The organism is Flavicella sediminum, from assembly GCF_006381105.1.
GTDB classification, from domain to species: Bacteria; Bacteroidota; Bacteroidia; order Flavobacteriales; family Flavobacteriaceae; genus Flavicella; species Flavicella sediminum.
The window spans coordinates 817,221-842,109 of sequence record NZ_VDET01000002.1 but is presented as its reverse complement, the minus strand read 5'-3'; the positions used below and the strand labels follow the sequence as shown (position 1 = coordinate 842,109).

The 24,889-nt window shown below is 34.1% G+C and carries 15 protein-coding genes; 12 read left to right on the top strand and 3 right to left on the bottom strand.

The window, feature by feature from the left end:
- The first annotated feature begins 3 nt into the window (after positions 1-3).
- The 11 genes from FGM02_RS03890 (at position 4) to FGM02_RS03840 (ending at position 21,039) form a co-directional block, all read left to right on the top strand.
- Positions 4-2,358, top strand: coding sequence for a glycoside hydrolase family 2 protein (locus tag FGM02_RS03890; protein ID WP_139957000.1), 2,355 nt, complete (start codon positions 4-6; stop codon positions 2,356-2,358).
- A 71-nt stretch (positions 2,359-2,429) separates the two neighbouring features.
- Positions 2,430-3,665 (top strand): hypothetical protein, encoded by a 1,236-nt coding sequence (locus tag FGM02_RS03885; RefSeq protein WP_166461130.1) that lies wholly within the window; start codon positions 2,430-2,432, stop codon positions 3,663-3,665.
- A 190-nt stretch (positions 3,666-3,855) separates the two neighbouring features.
- The gene (locus FGM02_RS03880; protein ID WP_243739349.1) at positions 3,856-6,345 is read left to right on the top strand and encodes a glycoside hydrolase family 2 TIM barrel-domain containing protein; all 2,490 of its coding nucleotides are present in this window, start codon (positions 3,856-3,858) and stop codon (positions 6,343-6,345) included.
- A gap of 210 nt (positions 6,346-6,555) precedes the next feature.
- Complete coding sequence (locus FGM02_RS03875; protein ID WP_243739348.1) at positions 6,556-8,454, top strand: right-handed parallel beta-helix repeat-containing protein; 1,899 nt, start codon at positions 6,556-6,558, stop codon at positions 8,452-8,454.
- A gap of 144 nt (positions 8,455-8,598) precedes the next feature.
- Positions 8,599-11,685 (top strand): SusC/RagA family TonB-linked outer membrane protein, encoded by a 3,087-nt coding sequence (locus FGM02_RS03870; protein WP_243739347.1) that lies wholly within the window; start codon positions 8,599-8,601, stop codon positions 11,683-11,685.
- A 10-nt stretch (positions 11,686-11,695) separates the two neighbouring features.
- Positions 11,696-13,486: a RagB/SusD family nutrient uptake outer membrane protein gene (locus FGM02_RS03865; RefSeq protein ID WP_139956998.1), complete on the top strand. Its 1,791-nt coding sequence runs from the start codon at positions 11,696-11,698 to the stop codon at positions 13,484-13,486.
- Between the two features lie 7 nt (positions 13,487-13,493).
- Positions 13,494-15,239, top strand: a complete 1,746-nt coding sequence (locus FGM02_RS03860) for a SwmB domain-containing protein (RefSeq protein ID WP_139956997.1) — start codon at positions 13,494-13,496, stop codon at positions 15,237-15,239.
- A 73-nt stretch (positions 15,240-15,312) separates the two neighbouring features.
- Complete coding sequence (locus FGM02_RS03855) at positions 15,313-15,768, top strand: hypothetical protein (RefSeq protein ID WP_139956996.1); 456 nt, start codon at positions 15,313-15,315, stop codon at positions 15,766-15,768.
- A gap of 149 nt (positions 15,769-15,917) precedes the next feature.
- Positions 15,918-17,363 (top strand): arylsulfatase, encoded by a 1,446-nt coding sequence (locus FGM02_RS03850; RefSeq protein ID WP_139956995.1) that lies wholly within the window; start codon positions 15,918-15,920, stop codon positions 17,361-17,363.
- 13 nt (positions 17,364-17,376) lie between these two features.
- On the top strand, positions 17,377-20,343 hold the full coding sequence (locus FGM02_RS03845) for a beta-galactosidase (RefSeq protein ID WP_166461129.1): 2,967 nt from the start codon (positions 17,377-17,379) through the stop codon (positions 20,341-20,343).
- Positions 20,344-20,346: 3 nt separating this feature from the next.
- Positions 20,347-21,039, top strand: a complete 693-nt coding sequence (locus FGM02_RS03840) for a fibronectin type III domain-containing protein (RefSeq protein ID WP_139956993.1) — start codon at positions 20,347-20,349, stop codon at positions 21,037-21,039.
- 26 nt (positions 21,040-21,065) lie between these two features.
- On the opposite strand, the gene FGM02_RS03835 is transcribed toward FGM02_RS03840, so the two are convergent.
- The 3 genes from FGM02_RS03835 to FGM02_RS03825 all read right to left on the bottom strand — a co-directional run bounded on the left by FGM02_RS03835 (position 21,066) and on the right by FGM02_RS03825 (position 23,561).
- Positions 21,066-22,181 carry a toxin-antitoxin system YwqK family antitoxin gene (locus FGM02_RS03835; protein ID WP_166461128.1) on the bottom strand — a complete coding sequence of 372 codons (1,116 nt, stop codon included), beginning with the start codon at positions 22,179-22,181 and terminating at the stop codon, positions 21,066-21,068.
- Between the two features lie 132 nt (positions 22,182-22,313).
- The gene (locus FGM02_RS18400) at positions 22,314-22,463 is read right to left on the bottom strand and encodes a T9SS type A sorting domain-containing protein (protein ID WP_139957754.1); all 150 of its coding nucleotides are present in this window, start codon (positions 22,461-22,463) and stop codon (positions 22,314-22,316) included.
- 108 nt (positions 22,464-22,571) lie between these two features.
- Positions 22,572-23,561: an aspartate-semialdehyde dehydrogenase gene (locus tag FGM02_RS03825; protein WP_139956991.1), complete on the bottom strand. Its 990-nt coding sequence runs from the start codon at positions 23,559-23,561 to the stop codon at positions 22,572-22,574.
- A gap of 233 nt (positions 23,562-23,794) precedes the next feature.
- On the opposite strand from FGM02_RS03825, the gene trhO reads away from it, so the two are divergent.
- On the top strand, positions 23,795-24,826 hold the full coding sequence (gene trhO / locus FGM02_RS03820; RefSeq protein WP_139956990.1) for an oxygen-dependent tRNA uridine(34) hydroxylase TrhO: 1,032 nt from the start codon (positions 23,795-23,797) through the stop codon (positions 24,824-24,826).
- Positions 24,827-24,889 lie beyond the last annotated feature (63 nt).

Here is a 24,889-nt window from a genome sequence, read left to right as displayed (position 1 = left end):
ACGATGTATAGGAAGATATTTATTGGGTTTAGAAGCTTTTTAATTTTAGTTTTTTTGTTGGGTTTACAAGCATGTAACAACAATGAAACAGGGAAAATTAAAATCAATTCAGGATGGAAGTTTAAAAAATTACTTGACTCCGAAGTTGTGGATGAATCTTTTATAAAAAATGATTTTCAAGATACTTCTTGGAAAGATGTGAGTCTTCCTCATACAGCCAATATAGAGCCTCTGGTTGTTAACAATCAGTGGCAAGGAATCTGTTGGTATCGAAAAACCTTTAGCGTTCCAGAATTCAAAGAAACCAAAAAAATTATCTTTGAATTGGAGGCAGCGATGAATCATTCTAAAATTTGGGTGAATGAAACTTTGGTCAAAGTTCATCAAGGAGGGTATTTGCCAGTGGTAGTGGATTTGACAAAGTATCTAAGAAAGGGAAAAGAAAACGTAATTGCTATTCGTTTGGATAACAGAGATAATCCAATTACGGGGCCAAAACCTTTAAAGAGATTGGACTTTAACATGTATGGAGGTTTGTATAGAAATGCTTCCTTAACTATTAAAGATGCCGTACATATTACGCATCCTATTTTAGCAAATAAAGTTGCAGGTGGGGGCGTTTTTGTTACTTATCCAAAAGTTTCAAAAGAAAAATCTCTTGTCAAAATAAAAACACAAATTGCCAATGATGGGAAAACACAAGGAAATATTGTGTTAGAAAATGCCTTGTTTTTTAAAGGAAAATTGGTAGCCAAAGAAAAATCTGCAAAAGTTAATTTAGAAGAAGGAAAGGATTTAGAACTTATTGCTGAAATTTCTGTAAATAAAACAAATTTATGGTCACCAAAAAATCCGAATTTGTACGAATTGGTGACGACTGTTTTTGTCGATGAAAAAGAAGTAGACAAGCTGGTAAATAAAATTGGAATTCGAGAATTTACCTTCCAAGGAAACGATTTATTCATCAATGGAGAAAAAACATTTTTACGAGGTGTCAATCGTCATCAAGAATATCCTTTTGTAGGCTATGCACTTTCTGATAATGCACAATATAGAGATGCTAAAAAAATAAAAGACGGTGGATTTGATTATATCCGTTTGTCACATTACCCACAATCTCCTGCTTTTATGGATGCTTGTGATGAATTGGGAATTGTCGTTATTGACGCCATTATGGGCTGGCAATATTATCTAGACAATGATTTGTTTAGAGAGTACTGTTATACTTCTGCTACAGAATTAATTCGTAGAGATAGGAATAGACCTTCTGTTTTGGCTTGGGAAGTTTCTTTAAATGAAACACAAATGCCCGTTTTCTTTATGGAAGAGTTGGATAAAATTGTGCATGCTGAATATCCGGGAGATAATGTATACTCCTGTGGTTGGATGGACGATGTTTATGATATTTATTTACAAGCACGTCAGCATAGAATTATGCACCCTCATGCTTTAAAAGAAAACCAACCTTACTCGGTTTCAGAATATGGTGATTGGGAATATTATTCAAAAAATGCAGGACTGAACCAAGACCAACTTCCTAATAATTTACGTGATGAATATAGTAGTCGACAAGCACGTGCTTATGGAGAGGAAAGGTTGCTAAGACAGGCCTACAATGTTCAAGAATCACACAACGATAACTTTAATACAAAAGCCTATTCTGATAGCTATTGGGTAATGTATGATTACAACAGAGGTTACCATGACGAGCTAGAAGAATCTGGCTTGATGGATATTTTTAGACTGCCAAAGTTTGGATACTATTTTTACAAAAGTCAAAAAGATGTGGAGGATGAAATTGTTTTGTCAATTGCGAGTTATTGGAATGAAAAATCACCATTAGAACTCAAAGTTTTTAGCAATTGTGAGGAAGTAAAATTATTTCTAAACGATAAATTAGTAAGTACTCAAATTCCAGATCGAGATAAAAATTCTACAAATTTAGTCCATCCACCATTTACATTTAAAATGAAGAGTTTTCAAGCAGGGACTTTAAAAGCGGTGGGGTATATAAAAGGAAAAGCGGTTGCGGAATCTACAGTACATACACCAAAAAAAGTAACCGGACTTAAAGTGTGGGTAGATGAAAGTGGAAAAAAACCTCAAGCGGGTGTCAATGATGTCGTATTCGTATACATTGCTGCTATTGATGAGAATGGAACCGTTGTTCCTGATTTTTCAGAAGCTTTGGAACTAGCAATTGATGGCGACCTTGAACTTATGAATGTAGATGGAGTGAAAGCAGAAGCAGGAATTGCGACAGCCTTAGTTCGAATTGGAGATTCAGCCAAAAAAGCTACGATTCAAGTAAAATCTAAAGCTTTTTCAACAAGGTATTCATTCATTGTTCAAGAATAAATAATTAAATAGCTTTGGTTTCTTTCAATTAAATGGCAATGATGCGAAGTCTATTCCTTTTTTTTATTCTTTTGAGCACTCTAAGCTATGCTCAAGAAATTGATTTTTTAAAAAAGCCCATTTTTTCTAATTCAACAGAATTAGCGGTGCAATTTAAGAAAGGAATAGGGTATCAATTAAAAATTATACCAGAAGATAAAGGAACGAAATATAAGGCTATTTCTATTTTAAAACCTTCCAAAGGTTGGGACTTATCGACTACCAAAGAAATTGAAGCGACATTTAAAAACACAGGAAATAGTCCGGTAGAAATTATGTTTTGGGTGGTGGGAACTAAGGGTTGGAATGCTGTAGGTAAAACAATTCAACTAAAACCAGGAGAAAGAAAAACAAGCGTATGTGATTTAAGAGCTACCTTTCCTGACGGTACCCACAAATTAGATCCGGAGAATATTCAAGAACTTCGAATACTTACCGTAAAAGCTCAGAAAGAAGTTTCTTTTACTTTAGAAAGTATTGTAGGCTTAGGGAAAACATCCAAATGGAAAGTGCCAAAAGAGCGTCTTTTAGTACCAGACATGACTTTGGAAACTCCGAAAGCAGGCAAGCGAGTTTTGTACAAATTAAAAAACACGGAACCTTCCGATTTATATGCAGTTTTGTATTTACCGAAAAATTGGAATCCCAATAAAAAATATCCGGTTATAGTAGAGTTTCCAGGGAATATCTTTTATACCGAAAAATGTTATTCTACAGGAAGACCCGAGCAATGTGTTATAGGGTATGGAATGACCAAAGGTGAAGACGCTATTTGGTTGAGCATGCCTTTTGTAAATTATAAGACACAAAAAATTGCGGAAAGCGGTTGGGGAAATCCGGAGGATACTGCAGATTACACCGTAAAAATGGTAAAGGATGTGATTCAGAATTTTGGTGCTGATGCAAATAATTTGGTCATCACAGGTTTTTCTAGAGGAGCTATTGCTTGCGGATTTATAGGATTGCGAACTAAAGAAATAGCTTCCTTATGGAAAGGAATTCATGCTTGTCAACATTACGATGGTGATGGATGGGGTGGAGCAAAAATGGAAGATGCCATAAAAAGATTGAAAAACTTCCAAGGGAAATCCTTCTTTCAAACCGACAATACAAAAAATGAAGAGCCTAAAAAGATGCTAAAAAATACAAATGTAAAAACCACCTTTGTAAATTCTGGTTTGCAAGCACATGCTTGTGATATGTTTTTAGACGATCGACCATCTACGTTGAAATTAAGAAAATGGTTTCAGGATTTGATCTCTGAGTAATTTTTATTGACGAAATTCATTTATACAGTAAATAGTAAGTGGGCGGTGAATGATTTTGATAGAAAAAATTAATTCAAAAAAAATGGATTAGTTGTCTTAATGTCAGTTGTGTCTAAATTTATGAATGTTAGCACTTATTGTTGAATTAAAAAGAACAAGCAACATTTTAGAATAAAATTGGTTCAATTGTATGCATTGGTACCTTAAATTAACTGGTAGAGACACGCTTTCGTTTAAATTACGAGATGTTTGCAAGGAACAAAAAATTGAATTCATGCTAAAAACGACGCTATACGCAGTATCCCTTTTTTTAATGTGGAGCTTTACTTTGGTTGCACAACAAAACGCTCCAAGAGAAAGAAAAAACTTCAATACCAATTGGAAGTTTGAATTATCAGACAATGTAAATTATAGCAAAGTTGAATTTGATGATGCCAATTGGCGTGTGTTAAATTTACCACATGATTGGAGTATTGAAGGGAAAATAGAAAAAACAAATTCCGGTAGAAATGCTTGGATGCCAGGAGGAATTGCTTGGTATCGAAAATCAATTTTTATAGACAAGAATGCAGCTGCAAAAGAATTTAAAATTGAATTCGATGGTGTATATAAAAATTCTTCTTTATGGGTAAATGGCCATTATGTAGGCAGTCAACACGACGGTTATACAAGCTTTTATTTTGATGTGACACCTTTTCTGAATTTTGGAAAAGAAAATACATTTGCTCTTAAGGTAGATAATTCCACCATTCCAAATTGTCGTTGGTATTCGGGTTCTGGGGTGTATCGAAATGTTTGGCTGACAAGTACAAATAAAATAGCAATCGACCAATGGGGAACCTTTGTTACGATACCAAAAATAACAAAAGAGCTAGCGAAAATATCAATTGAGACTTCGATAAAAAATTCAGACAAGGCAATTCAATTCCATTTGGAAACCACCATTTATGATTGCAATAATAAAAAAGTAGCGGTTGCAAATTCTTCAAGAAAAATAGGAAACCGAACTTCAAACAAAGTACAGCAAACAATTGAGCTAAAAGATCCAGAATTATGGTCTGTTCAAAAGCCAACGCAATACACGGCTAAAAGTATTCTTACAATAAAAGGGGAAATAATTGACAGTTATGAAACCAAATTCGGAATTAGAACGACGCAATTTCATGCAAAAAAAGGTTTCTTTTTAAATGGAGAAAATTTAAAATTGAAAGGTGTGTGTTTGCATCATGAAGCCGGTGTTTTTGGCGCTGCCGTTCCTATTGAAATATGGCAAAGAAGATTGCAGAAATTAAAAGAAATAGGTTGTAATGCCATTCGTACGGCTCACAATCCGATGGCACCCGAGTTTTTAGATTTATGCGATGAAATGGGGTTTTTGGTCATGAATGAGTTTGTAGACAAATGGAATATCGATTTAAGTACCATTGATATGAAAAAATTTCAGAACAGTTTTTTCAATCCTACCAGTTTTTTCGATCCTTATTTTGAATACGAATGGGAGAAAAATTACAAAGCTACAATTCAAAGAGATAGAAATCACCCAAGTGTAATTATTTGGAGTGTGGGGAATGAAAATCACTCACCAGGAACGGTTGAGCAAATTGAAGGTTTGAAAAAATATACCCGTTTTGTCCGTTCTTTAGATCCTACTCGTCCTGTAATTTCAGGAATGGAAAGAGGAAAAGATGGAGTGCCTTCTGAAAAAGTAGACGCGATTATTGAAACCTGCAAAGAAATGGATTTAATCGCCTTGAATTATGGCGAACAATGGTGTAAAGAAATTGGCGAGCGAAATCCGGGAATGCCTTATGTAAGTACCGAGAGTTATGTGTATTTTAATAGCACTCCAGAAAAAAGATTTGCCAATATAGAACGTTCTCCTTGGTTGGATGTTTTGGACAATGAGCATAATATGGGCTTGTTTTTATGGGTGGGAGTAGATTATTTGGGTGAATCTAAAACGTGGCCAAATTTAGGAACCAATTGTGGTTTGTTAGATAGAGGTGGTTTTAGAAAAGAAATTTCCTATTTGTACGAAGCCTTTTGGTCGGAAAAACCCATGGTAAGAATTGCAGTCTACGATGGAGATGCTGATGATTTTTCCAAAACAGGGAAGTGGTGGTTTCCAGCAGTGAAAGAAACGTGGAATAGAAAAGAAGGTGAAAAAGTTGATTTAGTGACCTATACCAATTGTGAATCTGTCGATTTGTATTTGAACGGGAAGAAAATTGGAAACAAAAAATTAGCCGATTTCTCTAACTGGATTGTGAAATGGAAAAACCTGACTTACCAAAAAGGAAATTTAAAAGCAGTTGGGATTATCAATGGAAAAGAAGTTTGTGAATTTGAATTGAATTCCCCAGGAAAACCACATCATTTAGAAATTACTAAAGTCGACGAAAATAAAGAAAGTAAGCTAGTGCAATTAGAAGTTCGACTTGTAGATAAGAAAGGGAATTTAATTTATGAAGACGCTTCGCTACTTGATTTTGAATTGGAAGGAGAGGGCAAAATTATTGCGATTGACAATGGTGATACAAATTACCATGGTAATTTTCAAAACCTAAAAACTTCAAAGACCAACAAAGGAAAATGTTTGGTGGTGCTAAGAAAGATGGCCAACTCAGTGATATTAAAAATTCGTTCTAAAGAACTGAGAGAAACAAAATTTAGACTTTAGAAAGCTTCGTATTGGTATAAAAAAATCCTTGTTACATTAATGTGACAAGGATTTTTAGTTAGGATAAAATAAGGGATAAAAATGTTAAGAATTAGTTATAATTCAACGTTTTTTTTACTGTTAAACACATTTGATGTACGCTTCTGTATAGCAATAGACTTAAAAAAAATCAATTTTGTATTCCAATCAATACTTAATATGATAATTTTTATGTCTAAAAATCAAATGTCTATCAAAGCAATAAGACTTACCTTTTTGGCTGTTTTGTGTAGTGTTGCCATTTCTTTCGGTCAATCTAATGTTTCAAGCACTGCTATATTTACAAAGAGTATTGTAGATGATGCAACTCCGGCTGTTTTGAAAAGAATATTGTTGGCAGATAAAGAACCGCTTTCAAAAATTTCTTTTGAAAAAGGAATTTATCATTTTTATCCAGACAAAGGATTAGAGAAGTTCTGTTACATCTCTAACCATGATGATGTGATGGTGCGTACGGCATTTCCGATTTTTAATTTTAAGAATTTAACCATCGATGGGCAAGGGTCAACCTTTGTTTTTCATGGTAGAATGATTCCTTTTTTAATAGATCATTCTACTAATATTTCTATAAAAAATGTTACTGTAGATTGGGCCATGGCTTTTCACAGTGAAGGATTGGTGGTTGCAAGAGATGAAAAAAAGAAAACTTTCGATTTGCAAATCTCTGACGACTATCCCTATGAAATTAGAAATGGACAAATTGTTTTTGTAAAGGAATATTATGAGCATACTTTAGGACAAACAATATTATATGATCCAATAAGAAAAGCTATAGCTTTTGATACTGAATCGTATACAAATATTTCCAACGGAAAGAAAAATGCTGTTCAGAATAATATAAAATCGATATACTATAAATATAAAATTGACCATCGTTCTAAATCTCAAAAAGTATTAGGAGTTCAAAATACCTTAAAAGTTGAGCAACTAAAACCGGGTCTTGTTCGTTTTTATGGACATAGAAAAAAAATGCCGCCTTTAGGAATGGTGCTAACCTCTAAAGGAGATCAAAGTATAAACAGATTGGCACCTGCTTTCAGAGTTACACATACCAGTGGTTTTAATGCCAATAATGTTACCGTACACCATGCAGGTGGAATGGGGCTAATCGCCGAAAATTCAGCAGACCTTATTTTGGATGGATTTCATGTAAAACCTTCAAAAGGAAGAATGGTTTCTACCAGTGCAGATGCTACACATTTTGTGGGCTGTAGAGGGAAAGTAGAATTGAAAAATTGTACTTTTAATAACCAGTTAGATGATGCAACCAATGTACACGGAACGTACCAAGAAGTAGTTGATGTTTTAGATGAATATACTTTGGGTGTGCGAATGGGGCATTCGCAACAACAAGGTTTTCAAATTGGTGATACAGAGGATACTATAGGATTGGTTCGATTGAGTGATTCTTTTTTCTCTTATAGAAAATTAACCATTAAAAGTGTTCAAAAAATAAACGGACGCTATCATATAATTACTTTCAATGAAAAATTGCCAAGTAAAGTAAAAGCTGGCGATTTGATTGAAAACTTAGATGCTTATCCTGATTTATTGGTAGAAAATTGTGTGATTAGTAATAATCGTGCTCGCGGACTTTTAATATCTAACCCCAAAAGTACCATCATCAGAAATAATTATTTTCATACAGAAATGGAAGCAATTCTTATTCCTGTAGAAAGCGGGCATTGGTTTGAATCTGGAAATGCAGCAAACTTAACGATTAGCAATAATACCTTTCAAGATTGTCAGCATAGTGGATTTGACAGAGGTGTTATTCGTTTTGTAACCGATGATGATAATGAAAATATTGCGTTCAAAAACGTGGAAATAAGCAACAATACCTTCCATCAGTTTGACAATTTAATTTTGGAAATAGCAAATACAGACGGCCTAGTGATCAAAGGAAATAAAATTACCAATTCAGGTACTTTTCCAATGTTGTTTTCTAACAATCCTGCCATAAAAATAAAATCCTCTAAAAATGTGGTTTTTAAGAAAAACAAGTACAAAGGTAAAGCCAATACCATCATAGAAACAGCTTCTGATATGGAGAAAATAAAATTCAAATAAACGAAATAACTAAACTAATGCAAACTAAAAATGAACGCGATATGGAATTAAAAACTTAAACTAACAAAAAGTGAATAATAGTATTTGATGTAATTCAATGGAAGAATTACATGAACAATCCAATAAACAACCAAAACCACTAAAATGAAAAAACAAAATTTATTTAGATGTAAAATAACTATGAGTAGGTTTCTACTTGTAGCTATTTTAAGTCTGTTGTGTTTCAATGCAAATGCACAACAAAATCAAATTACAGTTACCGGAACGGTAATTGGTGATAGTGATGCCTTACCTATTCCAGGAGTTACTATTTTAATAAAAGGTACACAAAAAGGAACAAGTTCAGATTTTGATGGTCTATTTTCTATCAAAACAGAAATGGGAGCTACCCTTACATTTAACTATGTAGGTATGGAGCCACAAGAGGTAAAAGTAACAAGTGCAACCATGGCTATTTTGCTTAAATCATCTGTAGATGAATTGGAAGAAGTAGTCGTAGTAGGATATGGAACTGTAAAAAAGAAAGAATTAACAGGTGCTGTTGCACAAGTAAAGGCTGAGCAAATTGAAGCTTTTGTAACACCAGATTTAGCATCAGCTTTACAAGGTCAAGTTTCTGGAGTAAATATTACTGCAGCAAGTGGAGAACCAGGAGAACAAGCGAGTATTCAAATTCGTGGTGTAACTTCTTTAGTAGGTTCAAACGAACCATTGTTTGTAGTTGATGGTATTGCACAACAAGGAAATCCAGGATTGAGTCCAAATGAAATTCAAAGTATTGATGTGTTAAAAGATGCAGCATCGGCAGCAATATATGGATCAGAAGGAGCCGGAGGTGTAATATTAATTACAACCAAAAGAGGTAAAGAAGGGAAAATGAGTGTAACATTAAATACTACTTATGGAGTACAGACTTTGAGGGATGGAATCCAATTAATGGACACCAAAGAATCATTGTTTTATGCAACAACAAGGTATGAAAATGGAGCAACACCATTTGTTCCTGGGCCAGTGAGAAACGCAAATTGGATTAATAATAACAATACTTTTGACGGCTATGTTTTAATAAATAATGCCGATACAAAACAACACACATTAAATGTAACTGGTGGAACAAAAAACTTCTCATACAATGCAGTTGTAGGTTATTTCGAACAACAGGGTACTTTAATTAATTCTGGTTTTAGAAGAATTAATGGTAGAACTACAACAAGTTATACTACTGATAATTGGAAAATTAATACAAGTTTGGCCTTTACTACCGAGAAAAGAGAAAGATCAAGTAACGGGCTAATTGTGAATGCGTTAAGATATACGCCTTATTACCCAATTGTAGACCCTGATTCGGACGTAGTTTATACAAATGGTAATGGAGGTGTTACAACACCTTTGGATATTTTAGCCAGAGCACTAAAGAAAAAAGACAATAGTACTCGAGATCGAATTAATGCAAGTTTAAGTGTGACTAGAAATTTTGGTGAGAATTTAACTGCAGTAGCTACTGTTGGTACAGCAATAACAGCGGATGTTAGAAATCAGTTTACACCAAAATATACGGTAATTGACTTGACAGATAATACAAGTGAGGTAGATCCAACGAAAAGTTTTGTACAAGTAAACACCGGAAGAATAACAACTTTGTCTTCTGATTTTAGTTTGAGATACAAAAAAAAATTTGGAGATCATAACATAGGTGCGCAAACAACATTTGCTATAAAAGAAGAAGGCCAAGAATCTATTCAAGCACGCCAAGAAGGAGTTGCTAATAATAATATTTCGGTTCTTAACGGGGCTACCATCAATCCAAGTGTCTCTAATGGAGCAAACTTTGATAACACTTTAATTGGTGTTTTGGGGAGAATTACTTACGATTATAAAGGTAAATATCTATTCTCTGGATTGGTTCGTAGAGATGGTTCTTCAAAATTTGGAACAGGATATAAATGGGGGACTTTCCCGTCGGTATCTTTTGCGTGGAATATTTCAGATGAAGATTTTTGGAGCAACCACAAGTCGGTTGTAAATAACTTTAAATTTAGAATTAGTAGAGGTACAGTTGGAAACAACAGAATAACGCCATATAGTTTTTCTTCAGGAGTAGATTCTTCTATGGATTATATTTTTGATGAAAATGATGCAAATGTGAGTTATGGTAATGCAGTCAAAAGTTACGCTACAGCAGATTTAATTTGGGAAACAAAAACAGAAACAAATATAGGGGTTGATTTGGCTTTCTTGAAAAATAAATTTTCTGTAAGTGTAGATTACTACGATGCACGTAATAAAGATATGTTATTCCCAGATAGATTGCCAGGTTCAGCAGGAGCATATTACAGTCCAAATGTTGTTTTAAACATTGGAAATATGACAAATAAAGGATTAGAGATAGCAGGAAGATATAGAGCGAAAATTGGAAAAAGTAGGTTAGATCTTAGAGGTACTTTTTCAAAGAATGTAAATGAAATAACAAAAACAGCAGGTTCTACGGTTATCAATAATGCAAATTCAACTCTAATTTCTGGAGATCCAGGTTCGATTACAACAGTATTGGCAGAGGGCTATGAAATAGGGTCGTTTTTCTTGTATGAGACAAATGGAGTTATTAAAACGGAAGAGCAGTTAGCGGAGTATCAAAAATTTCCTTCGAGAGTAAATGCAAAACTAGGAGATTTGATCTTCGTGGATCATGACGAATCAGGTGATATTGATGATGCGGATAGGCATTATCTAGGGAGCGCATTACCAGATTTTGAATACGGTATCAATTTACGATGGAGTTATAAAAACTTTGATGTTTCAACAAATTGGTATGGTACCGTTGGGGCTGAGTTGATGAATGGAAACAAAGCTGCTGCCTATACTTATGGAAGACATAAAGATTTAGTAAATCAGTGGTCGGTAGACAACCCTACATCGAATATTCCATTAAATAGGGGAGGACTAAAAGAAGGTTCTTTTAATTATATAGGAAGTACAGATTATTGGTTAGAAAATGGAGATTATCTTAGGTTGAAATTAGTAACGATGGGGTATTCAATTCCGAAGAATGTATGTGAAAAAATGGGAGCTACTAGTTTAAGATTATTTTTAACGGCTCAAAATCCATTGACGTTTACAAATTATTCAGGTTATGATCCTGAAGTTGGAGGAAATGTAACCAGAAGAGGACTTGATGTTTCAAGATATCCCGTAACGGCATTGTATACTTTAGGTTTAAATCTTAAATTTTAAAAAGAATAAAATGAAAAACTATATAAAATACATACTTGGACTAACTATTTTGATGGGATCTTTTCAATCTTGTGAAAGTTATTTAGATGAAGTAAACCCAAACAATGTATCTGCTGATATATTTTGGTCGAATTTAGAGGAAACGGAAACGGCATTAACAGCCGTATACGGAGCGACATTAAACCAATACATTTTAGGTATTGATTATGAAGCATGGAGAAGTGATATTGGATACCCGAAAAGTAGGAGAACTCCTTATGGAGCTGGTTTAACCTGGCACGAACAAAGATTTTCAAATAGTGGAACTTTCTTTTCAAGAAGCTGGGAAGGAATGTATCAGGTTATCTGGAGAGCCAATCAGTTGATTGAAGGTTTAAATGCTTTGGATGCGGAACATAAATCTGAAGAAAGATGGACAACACAAATGGCTGAAGCTCGATTCTTTAGAGGTTTGATGCATTTTTGGTTACATTCTAACTATAATAATGGTAAAATTATTTTAAGAGATGCTGTCCCTATCGGAAAAGAGGAGTATTCAAAAGGTTTTTCAACTTCAAAAGAAGTATTAGATTTTTTTAGAGAAGATTTGAAATACGCGTATGAAAACCTTCCTGCGATTCAAGAAAAAAAGACAAGGGTAAGTGCTGGTTTGGCAGCATTGGTTTTAGGTAAGAGTTATTTGTACACGGCTAGTGATGTTAATCCGGCACCCGATACAAAAGGAGCAGATGATTATGCAAAAGCAATGTTGTATTTAGGTGATGTTGTAAATAATCAAGGTACTTATGGCTATAGTTTGTTGCAAGGTGCTGATGTAAAACAGTTGTTCACATCTGCAGGAGATTATAATTCTGAATCTATCTATGAATTGAATTATTCTTCATTGCATCAAGTAGAAGAAACCGCTTGGGATGAAGAGAGCTTTTTCCATAGATGGTCAAGATATTTTGGTCCTACAGGAAGTGTACAAGGTAATGCATACGTAGTACCATCTTCTTGGATTACATATGCTTATTCAAGTGAAGTTATGGATGCGAATGATACTCGTAATTACAAAGGTGATACAGGGAGTACTTTAAATAGTGTGTCTTTAAGATGTGCGCAAATGTGTGCGGTGGTAAATGATGAAGAATCTGAATATTATCAGTATGAAACTGCCAATAAAGGAATAAGTTTTGGTAATACAACGTTTTCAAACTTTAAAAAATTAACGAATCATGATATAGCGGCTAGTGAAAGCGATGTGTTAGAAACTGCATGGAAATCGGGGAAAAATGTTGTTGTTTATCGTTTGGCAGATGCTTATTTAATGTATGCAGAATGTTTGATACAAACTGGAGACCTAGCCGGAGGAATGGAATATATCAATGAGATTCGTAAAAGATGGGGATTGCAATTGTTAGGTGAGTCTGCGAGTTCTCCTGCTGGTTTCGATTACGACGAAGTTGCTCATACAAAAGAAACATTAATGAATCATTTAATGTATGTAGAAAAACCATTAGAATTATCTTTAGAGGGCTACGCAGAAAGAGCTATCGATTTAAGAAGATGGGGAGTTACGAAATCTCGTTTTGAGCATTTGGCATCTTTAGACTTTCAATTGGAAAATTATGCATATACAACCGCTGAAGGTGGTAATGCAAGTCGTAATGCAAGTTTGATAAAACCAGGAATAGGAAATAATAGCGAATATTTGAACAATGAGTACAATGCAGCGGCTGATAACTTTGATGTTACTTTACATGCCTATTTGCCGCTTCCTTTAAGTGAAGTATTGTATAATTCAGAAATTAATAAATAATATTATTATGAAAAACAAAATAGTAATAGCAGCTCTATTGTTATTAAACTTTGCGTTTATAACAAGCTGTACAGAAGGTCCAGAGGCATATTCGACGGATGGGAATAATGATTTCTCTAGTTTTAAATCCTATGTTACTCTAGATAATACATCAATAGGGACGAAACAAATAAATGTGGACTCTTATATTGGGTTTTATGATTTGTCATTCAATGCAATTGGTCATGAATGGAGAATTCCAGAATCAGCGAAATTTTTAAATAATAATTTTACAGAAGATGATAGTATTTATACAAAATTTATCCTTCCAACAAATGCAAAAGTCTCAAATGAGGAATTGATCAATGTGCTGTTTACAGAGTCTGGGATTAAAGAGGTGAAACTGGTGAATTCTTTTCAAGATTCGGTACCTCAGTCAGTAAAAGTTGATGATGAGTGGGTTGTAGATAGAACTTTTACGGTTGATGTTTTCGCAAACCCAGTTCCTACTGGAAAGGTATATCGTCAAAATTATATTCCAAATCCAGCAGATCCTACAGGACCTACAATTTGGGATGAAAGCAATCCATATTCTGAAATTCTTTTTATTGCTGAAGGAAATAATCCTAAAGTAGAAGAAATGGGATCTTGGGATGAAGTGATTATTGAAGCTGGTGAAAAGTTGAAATTCGAGGATTTATCAACAATAGGAAGAGTTGATGCGGTAAGATGGTATGTAGAAGGAGGAAAACCTGAAACAAGTGGAAACCTTGAAGCTGAAATTACTTACAATAAATTAGGAAATTATACGGCTTGGTTTGAATCTAAAAGAACGAATGATGTAGGACCTTCTAAGGAGACATCGAAGTTGATTCCTTTGAAAATAAAGGTAATTGCTTCAAGCAAACCTTTTGTAATCAACGGAGGTGTTAAAATGGACGAAAATCAAGTTATTTCTTTCGCAGTTACAGGTGAAATGGAAGCAATTGTAGGTCAAACAGATAAATTCACGGTAAATGTGAAAAATGAAGCAGCTTCTTTTGATCAGGATATTGCTGTGGCAACGGTTGAAATAAATAGTGAAGATGCTACAATTATTGAGTTGACTTTATCTGAACCTGTGTTTAATACAGATGAAATTACTATTTCATATGCGGGAGGAACCATTGAATCAGTGGATGCTAGAAATTTGGGAGATTTTGGACCAGAACCTGTAAAACAAGCAGCAGGAGCTAGCATATTAGCAGAGGGTTGGGCTAGTTTTGAAGATGAGAATGCAGGAAACTGGAAATCGGCTTTTGCATTAGGACATTGGGTAGGTAATACTAATGACGACAATGGTTCTACAATCGAACCGATTTTTAGTAGAACAACAGAGCTTGCTTTTTCTGGAGAGGCTAGTATGAGATACACGTATGATTTGAAGAAATCAATTCAATTACAAGGTTCTAATTTTGCCAAACCAGGAGGTAAATCTACTCCAATTGAAGCAGGAACATATAAGATTTCGTATAAAGTATTTTTAGAGAATGGAAATACAATGAAAGCTTTTACAAATGTGTTGACGAGTCCTTTTACAGTGATGGAATGGGATGTTTCAACGATTGAGCGAGGCGAATGGGTTGAGCTGTCGAGAATAGTTACTGTTACCAATATAGCTGGTGGTACTAAATTTCATTTGAAAGTTGATCCTGCCTCGAATCCAGGTGTAACAGGAGAGCAAACTATTTATTTTGACGATCTACAATGGGTTAAGTTGAATGAAAGAATGTAAATATAACAGGTATATATAAACACTTTTTTTTGACAATAAAAGAAGTGTTTATATGTCTAAAACAATTTTAAAAATGAAAAAATTTATAAAATATATAAGCATTTTAGCTGTGATCATTTCATTGGCTAGTTGTGAGAGTAATGAGAAATCATTTCCAGAACTTGAATTAGTACCAATTTATGCACTAACAAATATTGACGGAGCTGGCGATATGCCTATTTCAATTTCTGTTTATAGAGATGAGGCGTTGATGGTAGAGTATATTGATGCATTGCCACGTCTTTTGAGTTTTGAAACTACAAACTTTTCAGATCTTAGCGATGCTACCAATTATGATCTGTCATTTGATAAGAATATTGTGGTAGAGCAAGAATCGGGTCCAGATCTAATAGAAACGATTCGTTATGAGATAGCTGCAGATGTGGTTTTAGGTACAGGTACCTTAACAACGACTAAAGACAATGGTGATGGTACAAATACCGTTCAGGTTTATACCATAGCAATTGCCAAAGAGCAGCGCTATAACTAAATCAACCTTATTTAATATAAAAGCTGTTTATTCATTTAAACAGCTTTTTTTTTACCCAGATGTACAATTTATGGACTTATAGGAACCGTATTCTTCTAATAAAATCCAATTTTTGTAGGGTTGTTATTTCGACAAAAAATAAATGAATTATGAAAGGTTTACAAATATTAGTATTGTGTGGCTTAATAGCCAGTTCATGTGCTCCTAAAAAGGAACACAAAGAAGAAAATAAAAAACCAAACATTATCTACATCTTGGCAGATGATTTAGGTTATGGCGATTTAAGTAGCTACGGACAACAAAAATTTTCGACACCAAATATTGATAAAATGGTGGCCAATGGAATGAAGTTTTCCCAGCATTATAGTGGGACTTCTGTTTGCGCTCCTTCACGTTCTTCTTTAATGACGGGGCAACATACAGGTCATACCCCAATTAGAGGAAATAAAGAATTAGACGTTGAAGGGCAACAACCAATAAAGGGGTCTGCAATTACAATTCCTAAAGTTTTGAAAAAAGCAGGCTATGTAACCGGAGCTTTTGGAAAATGGGGACTAGGTTTTATTGATACAGAAGGAGATCCTACCAATCAAGGCTTTGATGAGTTTTTTGGGTACAATTGCCAACGTATGTCACATAGATATTATCCTACCCATGTTTGGCATAACAAAGAAAAAATCATATTAGAAGGAAATGATTGGGCACATAAAGTAGTTTATGCTCCCGATTTGATTCAGAAAAAAACCTTAGAATTTTTAGAAATGAATAAGGACAAACAATTTTTTGCCTACGTACCTATTATTTTGCCACATGCAGAAATGTTAGCTCCCGAAGATCCTATTTTCGAAAAATACAAAGGCAAGTTTCCTGAAACGCCACATACGGTTGATTCAGATAATTATACGTCTGATTACGGACCAAATTTGGTACCTAAACATTATTGTCCGCAACCAACACCACATGCTGCTTTTGCTGCTATGGTAGATCGATTAGACACTTATGTAGGACAAATTGTAGCCAAAGTAAATGAGTTAGGAATCGCAGATAATACGATTATTATGTTCGCAAGTGATAACGGCCCTCATGCTGAAGGTGGTGCAGATCCTGAGTTTTTTAATTCAACAGGAGGCTTAAAAGGAATAAAAAGAGATTTGTATGAAGGAGGAATTCGTTCTCCCTTTGTGGCTGTTTGGCCGGGTAAAATTAAAGCAGGAGCAACTTCTAATCATATTTCTGCATTTTGGGATATCATGCCAACTCTAGCCGATTTAGCAGGTGTTCCTAATTCTAAAGAAAGCGATGGAATTTCATTATTACCAACTTTGTTAGGAAAAGAAACGCAAGTGCAACATGAATATTTGTATTGGGAATTTCATGGTAGAGGTGGCAGACAAGCAGCAAGAAAAGGAAAATGGAAAGCTGTGGCGTACAATATTGAAAATGAAAAAAAGGCAAGTTTTGAATTGTTCAACTTAGATGAAGACCCATTTGAAACAACAAATATTGCCAAAGAAAATCTGGAGGTAGTTTTAGAAATGAAAAAAATTATAAATGAAGCACATGTCGAATCTGAGATTTTCCCATTTGAAATATAAAACAACATTCAGTTTGCTTAAAAAGCATTTCAGCACTACGTTTTTTTTATTCCTTGTAGTGTTATATCCTGTTTCTGCTCAGTTAGAAACGACAGCTTTGGCAAAAATTACTGAGCTAGAGGAACTGATTGAAGAAACAGAAGCTTTAGGTTTTGATCTTGTCAAAGAAAAAATGAGCATTCGGGTTGCTGAGGTATATTTAAAATATGCCAATTGGGATCAGGCAAATATTTCAGAAAATACCGACTATTTTTCTATGGTAAGTCGTTATAAAGCAAACGCTTCAGAAATGGCTCAAAATTTACCAGATTTTGAACGTTCAGAAATCATCTTGATGTTAGATGAGGCGATTTCAACGGCTAAAAAAATAAAATCCGGAGAAATTGTAAGAAAGAAAATTCCTCGAATAGATTGGACAAAAATTAGCATCGAAGGAAATCAATTAAAGAGCGAAGGAAAGCCTGTTTTTTTAGAAGACTATACATGGAAACCATATACTCCAGAATTGAACGAATATTTTGGTCAAAGAGATGGTTTTTTTCTTGCACCTTCACATGTTTCAGATGAAAATGGAACAATCAAATCATCGGTAATAAACGATTTAAATTCCAAAGCGACAGGAACTTTTGGAAGTATGTTTGTGAATCATAAAAGTCCACCGAATTGGGCAGAAACAAAGTATGGACCTGGTTTTAAAATGCGAGAAGATACCTATACATCTTATGATATAGACAATCCTGGAGCTCGTGAAATGATGGGACATTTATTGAGTGGTACGGTTCCTAAAATGGTAGGGAAAAATTATGTAAAGTTGGGGTATATGTTAACCAATGAGCCTCATTTTTTTACTACAAAAGATGGTGATAAAGATGTTTGGGCAAGTGGACCTGTATCTGAATATTCTAAGGTGAAATTTAGAACTTGGTTGCAAACAAAACATGCTAGTATTTCCGATTTAAATACTTTGTGGGGGACTGGTTTTGCTTCTTTTGATGCGGTTACAATTGACATTCCTATTGAAAGAAATTTGAAAGGCACCCCTATGTGGTACGATTGGCAGCAATTTAATTTTTTCAGAGTTTCGGAATGGTTTGCTTTTTTGCAGAGTGAGGTAAAAAAATACGACCCGAACGCAAAGACACATATTAAAATCATGCCAAATTTATGGAGTAATGATGGGCGTGATCATGGAATTGATTTTGAAACCTTGACTAGGCAAAGTGATATTATTGGAAACGATGCCGGCTGCCACAATAACTATATGTGGGGTGGTACTCAAGAATGGGAATCGCATTACAATTTTGAGTGGAGAGAATTGTGTATGTCTTATGATTTTGTAAAATCTGTAAGTCCAAATAAAATCAATTACAATTCGGAAGGTCATTTTTTATCGACAGGGAGATCAAGAGATTTGTATCAAAAACCATCTTATGCTAGAATGACCTATTGGTTGGGATATATTCATGGTTTAAATGCCGTGCAAACTTGGTTTTGGGCTAGAAGAGATGATGGTTCTATTCGAAATAATTCTGGAAATGGTTATGCCGGCTCTAACAACCAGCAGCCAAGAGTAATTAATGAGGTTACGGCAACATTAATGGATTTGAATTCTTATGCAGAAGAAATTACGCAATTGCAAAACCTAAGAAAGTCTATTCGAATTTTTGATTCGAAAACTTCTGCTATAAATAAAACTGACCATATGGACAGTGAATTTAAGTTGTACGAATCTTTGTTTTTTGAAGGTTTGTCGATTGGATTCGCTACGGAAGATATTATCAAAGAACAGGACAATTCAGATTGGGATGTTATTTTAATTTATGACACAGAATTTGTTACTGTTGATGAATTAGATGCCTTACAGTCTTATTTAGATAAAGGCGGTGTCATAATAAAAGATGCCTTAAGTTTGACCAAAGATGAGTACGGAAGAAACCATTCCAAAAGTTTGCAACAAAATAGTGGGACTTTGCAAACGGTGAGTTCTTTTGAAGCTATAAAAACGAAAGCACTTGCCTTAATGGAAACAAATAATAGGTTTCCTGAGCTAACCTTGTCAGAAACAAATACTGGAGGTCATAAAGGCTGTACTTGGCGTTCTTTTACAACAAGTGATGGTCGAAATGTGATTAGTATAGTAAATATTGGGAAAACAAAAGCGACCCTAGATTTAGGCTTTAAAGGTCATAATGGATCTATAGAAGTTTTACATCTGTTAAACGGAAAAACGAGTACACAAAGTGTCTTAGAATTGGAACCAGAAGAGGTGTTGTTTTTGGAGGTCTCAAAAAAGGAAATAACGGGTAGTCATTACAACATAAAAGTTACGGGTGAAACTTGTGTAGGTAAAAATAATGGGAGTATTGAAATTGAAGCAGGTTTAGATGGAAATTACAAAGCTGTACTAGGAGAAAAAGAGATCGAATTTGTACAGAATACGAGTCTTCAAAACTTAACTGTGGGGTCGTACAGTTTGTGTGTTACAAACTTGGGTACGACTGAAAAACAATGCTATCAATTAAACATTGCATCAGGAAGTACTCTTGAAGCAAAAACCAACATAAAATACAATCAGCTAGAGATAGAGGTAAAAGAAGGTACTGCGCCTTATACCGTTTATAAAAATGGTTTGTCTGTTTTAACAACAGTTGCTCCTGTTTTTTCTGTGGATGCTTTGAATGGAGATACTTTTGAGCTAAAAACAGGAAAGGATTGTGAAGGTGTTTTTTCAACAAAAATAGATCAAAAGAGTACTGTGTATCCAAACCCGATAAATAATACAGCAGTAGTTCAAGTTTCAACCATGAAAAAAATACTATCTGTGGCTATTTACAACAGTCTTTCTAAGTTGATATTTACTGGAAATTATAAAGTAGAAAATGGGAAGATTGAAGTCGATTTTACAAATTTAGCTTCAGGAGTTTATAGTGTACGTTTAGGTTTGGAAAGACCGGAAATAATTAAGATTCTAAAAAAATAAAAGATGAAAATAATTCATAAAATTATTGCGATAAGTGTATTGAGTATGGCTGTTGTTTCTTGTGGAGGTGGTGATGGACCAGCTGATAATAGTAAGCCTACAGTGCCTGAATTAACCTTGCCAACAAATAATTATTTGTGTGCCGTTAGTGAGGTTGTTTTTGAATGGGAACCTTCTGTAGATAGTGACGGGGATCCTGTAAAATATGTTTTGGAAATTGCTACAGACAATCAGTTTAGCAATAAAGTAGCAAATTATATGAGTCTTACAACAACTACTGTAACAGCGAGTTTAGAGAGAGCAACGACTTATTTTTGGAGAATGAAAGCTAAAGATGATACGGATGGAGAAAGTGAATTTTCTTCTGTTTTTCAATTTTATACCGAAGGCTATGCTGAAGAAAATCATTTGCCTTATGCAGCAGAATTAATAAGTCCAGCATTGGAATCAACGATTACAGGAAATTCGGCAACTTTACAATGGAATGCAAATGATCCAGATGCAGATGATGTTTTAACATACGATGTGTACTTAGGAACGCAAAACCCGCCAACAACAAAAGTATTAAGTGATGGTACTTCAAAGACGTATACGACGGCTTCTATGAGTGCAGGAACTTATTATTGGAAGGTTGTGGTGAAAGACAATCATGAGGCGGCAAGTATTGGTCAGGTATGGGATTTCATTGTTGAATAAATAATTTTAAAAATATTTAAAATATACTAATGTGGATAATTGGTTTTTTTTATCAGTTTGCCATCTTCGTATATGCTCAACGACAGTAGTTTTCCATTTTCATCGTATTGTTTAGTGGTTTTATTTTTTATTCCGTTTTTATATTGGTGAATTTGTTTTATGTTGCCCGAAAGATAATAGTTGTTCTGTGTTAAGGGTTTTCCTAAGGTAAAATCTATCTCCGATAACAAATTTCCATTGGGATAATAGGAATAGGAAATGCCATGTCGTTTTCCGTTTTTGTAGAAATGCTCGTATTTTTTTTGCTTATTTTTGTAATAACCATCCATATCTAAAAGTTGTCCTTGGTCATAAATCCAAACAATTTCTAATTTTCCATCCGGGTAATACTGTACGGTTTTGCCATCCATTTTACCATTTTTGTAACTTCTTATTTTTTTCTTTGTTCCCGTTTTGTAATAACTAGTTGAATTTATGGTTTTGCCTTCGTAAAATTCCCATATCGTTTCTACAAGTCCTATTTTATAGTACTGCAAGGATTGGCCATGTAGCTTCCCGTTTTTGTATTGGAACTCTTGCTTTTTTTCGCCAGTATCATGGTATTTAATACAATCGATTAACAAGCCTTTTTCATACTGCCAGCTAAATGCTAGAGTACCATCTTTAAAATATTTTTCGCCTTTTCCTTCGCGCAATCCATTTTTGTAGGCGTACTGATATTTTTTTTCACCGGTTTCATAAAAACCATTAGAAAAAACTATTTTGCCTTTTCGATAGTGCCAATTAAATTCTATTTTTCCATTTTTATAGTATTGACTTGTAATTCCGTCACGTTCTCCATTTTTATAAAGGATGTCTTGTTTTTTTTCGCCAGTCTCGAAATACCTGTATGCTTTTCCGTGGCGTTTGCCTTTGCTATAACTATAGTCAGTTTTTAATTCACCAGTTTCATAATAATAGACAGCATCAATAATTTCACCATTTTTATAGGTGTGTTTAGAATTTACAAGTCCATTGGTATGGTATGTTTTATAAGGACCGTTACGTTTTGTGTTGTTGTTTGCTGTTTTTTTTAAAGAATGGCAAGCGTTAAAAAGGAGTAATGCGCCAATTATTAGAAGAGATTTAAGTGTATTCAGCATTTGATGTGTTTTCATTAGCAACACTGAAAATACGATATATTTGGATAGCACTTTTAATTTTTAAATTTTAAGGAGTTTTTATTTTTTGAATAAAACAAGAAATTCCTCTTCTCTTTTGTGAAGAGGGATTTCTTAGAGATTCATTAAGAATTGTTGAATCACAACCTTTTGTGTAAAAGATTTATTGTTTGAAGTTATACGAATCAAGTATATTCCTGGGTTTAGATTAGAAATATTGATTTTTTGGTTTTCTGAAATTGTATCCGTAGTACTAAGTCTTATGGATGTATCTCTAGTTTTTTTATTGGTTTTGAAATATTTTCTTAAAAAAAATCCCTATTGAAAATATTCAATAGGGATTTTAAGATCATCTATAACATGTTCGGAGTTTTACACCAAGTCGTTTGCTACTAAATATTCAGCAATTTGAACGGTATTAGTCGCAGCACCTTTTCTTAAGTTGTCAGCAACAATCCACATATTTAATGTATTTGGTAAAGATTCATCTCTACGGATACGACCTACAAAAACTTCATCCTTATCATGAGCATATGCTGGCATAGGATACGTATTTGTATCTAAATTGTCTTGTACAACAACTCCTGGGAAATCGTGTAACAATTGACGAACGTCTGCTAAATCAAAATCGTTTACAAACTCTACGTTTACAGATTCTGAATGCCCACCAGCGGTAGGAATACGAACCGCAGTTGCTGTTACAGCAAATGAATCATCACGTAAAATTTTCTTAGGTTCTTTAACCAATTTCATTTCTTCTTTAGTGTATCCATTTTCCATGAATACATCACAATGAGGAATCGCATTTCTGTTAATTGGATAAGGGTAAGCCATTTCACCTTTGATCCCTTTTGTTTCGTTTTCTAATTGTTGAACCGCTTTTACTCCTGTACCAGAAACAGATTGGTAAGTAGAAATAATTAAACGTCTCATTTGGTATTTAGCATGTAAAGGAGCCAAAGCCATAACTAATTGAATTGTAGAACAGTTTGGGTTTGCTATAATTTTATCTTCTTTTGTTAAAACATCACCGTTAATTTCAGGGACTACTAATTTTTTAGTAGGATCCATTCTCCATGCAGATGAATTGTCTACAACGGTAGTTCCCGCTGCAGCAAATTTTGGCGCCCATTCTAAAGATGTATCTCCACCAGCAGAAAATAAAGCAATATCTGCATTCATAGCAACAGCATCTTCTAAAGTAACAACTGTATAGTCTTTTCCTTTAAAAGCTAATTTTTTACCCGCCGATTTAGCAGATGCAACAGGAATCAATTCTGTTACAGGAAAATTTCTTTCTGCCAATACTTTTAACATTACAGTTCCTACCATTCCAGTAGCACCAACTACAGCTATTTTCATTTTATTCTATTTTAATTGTTTATTTCAGACTGCAAAGATTACACTTTTATACGTTATAGCACAGCCTGTTGTGTAGAAATTAATGTATTTGTTTAATTTTTATCAAATTTTATTGAATTGTAATTATTTTTCACAAATAGAATGGCTAGAAATTTATTGAAGCAGGAGGCGTTAGACTCCTAAGGAATTAGTATTTTTGCAAAAAATATTTGTCTAACTAAAATTGGTATAGCATGCAACTGTACAATAAGTTAAGCGCCGAAGAACGTGCGCAATTAATCGATGAGGCGGGAAAAGACCGTCTAACAATTTCTTTCTATCAATACCACAAGATAGAAAATCCTCAACTATTTAGAGATAAACTATTCCTAGAATGGGATCAATTAGAAGTGTTAGGTAGAACCTATGTCTCCTATGAAGGAATCAATGCACAAATTTCTGTTCCTGCTGAAAACTTCTTGGAATTAAAAGAACAATTGGATGCTATTTCTTTTTTAAAGGATATTCGTTTGAATGTTGCTGTTGAACACGACAATAAGTCTTTTTTAAAGCTGAAAATAAAAGTGCGTAACAAAATTGTTGCCGATGGTTTAGAAGATGCAACATTTGATGTAACGGACATTGGGGTGCATTTAAAAGCAGAGGAATTCAACAAAATGTTAGAAGATCCGAACACGGTTTGTGTAGATATGCGAAACCATTACGAAAGTGAAATTGGTCATTTTGATGGAGCTGTAACGCCAGATGTAGATACCTTTAGAGATTCTTTGGATTTGATTGAAGAAGACTTAAAAGATCATAAGGAAGATAAAAATTTGTTGATGTATTGTACGGGTGGAATTCGTTGTGAAAAAGCGAGTGCTTATTACAAACACAAAGGTTTTAAAAATGTTTTTCAGTTAGAAGGTGGTATTATTAATTATGTACGCCAGGTTGAAGAAACAGGGGTAGAAAATAAATTCAAAGGAAAGAATTTTGTTTTTGACCATCGAAGAGCAGAACGTATTTCTGATGATGTTGTTTCTAATTGCCATCAATGTGGAACCCCTTGTGATGAACATGTAAATTGCGACAATGAAGCTTGTCATTTGTTATTTATTCAATGCAATTCTTGCAAAGAAAAAATGAATACTTGTTGTTCAGAAGCTTGCAAAGAAATTGCGGCATTGCCTTTTGAAGAGCAAAAAGAACTGCGCAAAGGAAAAGGAAATAGTAATAAAATTTTTAAAAAAGGAAGATCGGAAGCTTTAAAATTTAAAAAATAATTAATTATTATTTATCGTTAAAAAATAATTTAAGAGTATTTAAAAGACCTCAATTGTGAGGTC

Excerpts from the sequence above, each read along its gene's own strand:
- FGM02_RS03890 (WP_139957000.1), top strand. The coding sequence starts at position 4 with ATGTATAGGAAGATATTTATTGGGTTTAGAAGCTTTTTAATTTTAGTT.
- FGM02_RS03880 (WP_243739349.1), top strand. The coding sequence starts at position 3,856 with ATGCATTGGTACCTTAAATTAACTGGTAGAGACACGCTTTCGTTTAAA.
- FGM02_RS03875 (WP_243739348.1), top strand. The coding sequence starts at position 6,556 with ATGTCTAAAAATCAAATGTCTATCAAAGCAATAAGACTTACCTTTTTG.
- FGM02_RS03870 (WP_243739347.1), top strand. The coding sequence starts at position 8,599 with ATGAAAAAACAAAATTTATTTAGATGTAAAATAACTATGAGTAGGTTT.
- FGM02_RS03865 (WP_139956998.1), top strand. The coding sequence starts at position 11,696 with ATGAAAAACTATATAAAATACATACTTGGACTAACTATTTTGATGGGA.
- FGM02_RS03860 (WP_139956997.1), top strand. The coding sequence starts at position 13,494 with ATGAAAAACAAAATAGTAATAGCAGCTCTATTGTTATTAAACTTTGCG.
- FGM02_RS03855 (WP_139956996.1), top strand. The coding sequence starts at position 15,313 with ATGAAAAAATTTATAAAATATATAAGCATTTTAGCTGTGATCATTTCA.
- FGM02_RS03850 (WP_139956995.1), top strand. The coding sequence starts at position 15,918 with ATGAAAGGTTTACAAATATTAGTATTGTGTGGCTTAATAGCCAGTTCA.
- FGM02_RS03840 (WP_139956993.1), top strand. The coding sequence starts at position 20,347 with ATGAAAATAATTCATAAAATTATTGCGATAAGTGTATTGAGTATGGCT.
- FGM02_RS03835 (WP_166461128.1), bottom strand. The coding sequence starts at position 22,181 with ATGCTGAATACACTTAAATCTCTTCTAATAATTGGCGCATTACTCCTT.
- FGM02_RS03825 (WP_139956991.1), bottom strand. The coding sequence starts at position 23,561 with ATGAAAATAGCTGTAGTTGGTGCTACTGGAATGGTAGGAACTGTAATG.
- trhO (WP_139956990.1), top strand. The coding sequence starts at position 23,795 with ATGCAACTGTACAATAAGTTAAGCGCCGAAGAACGTGCGCAATTAATC.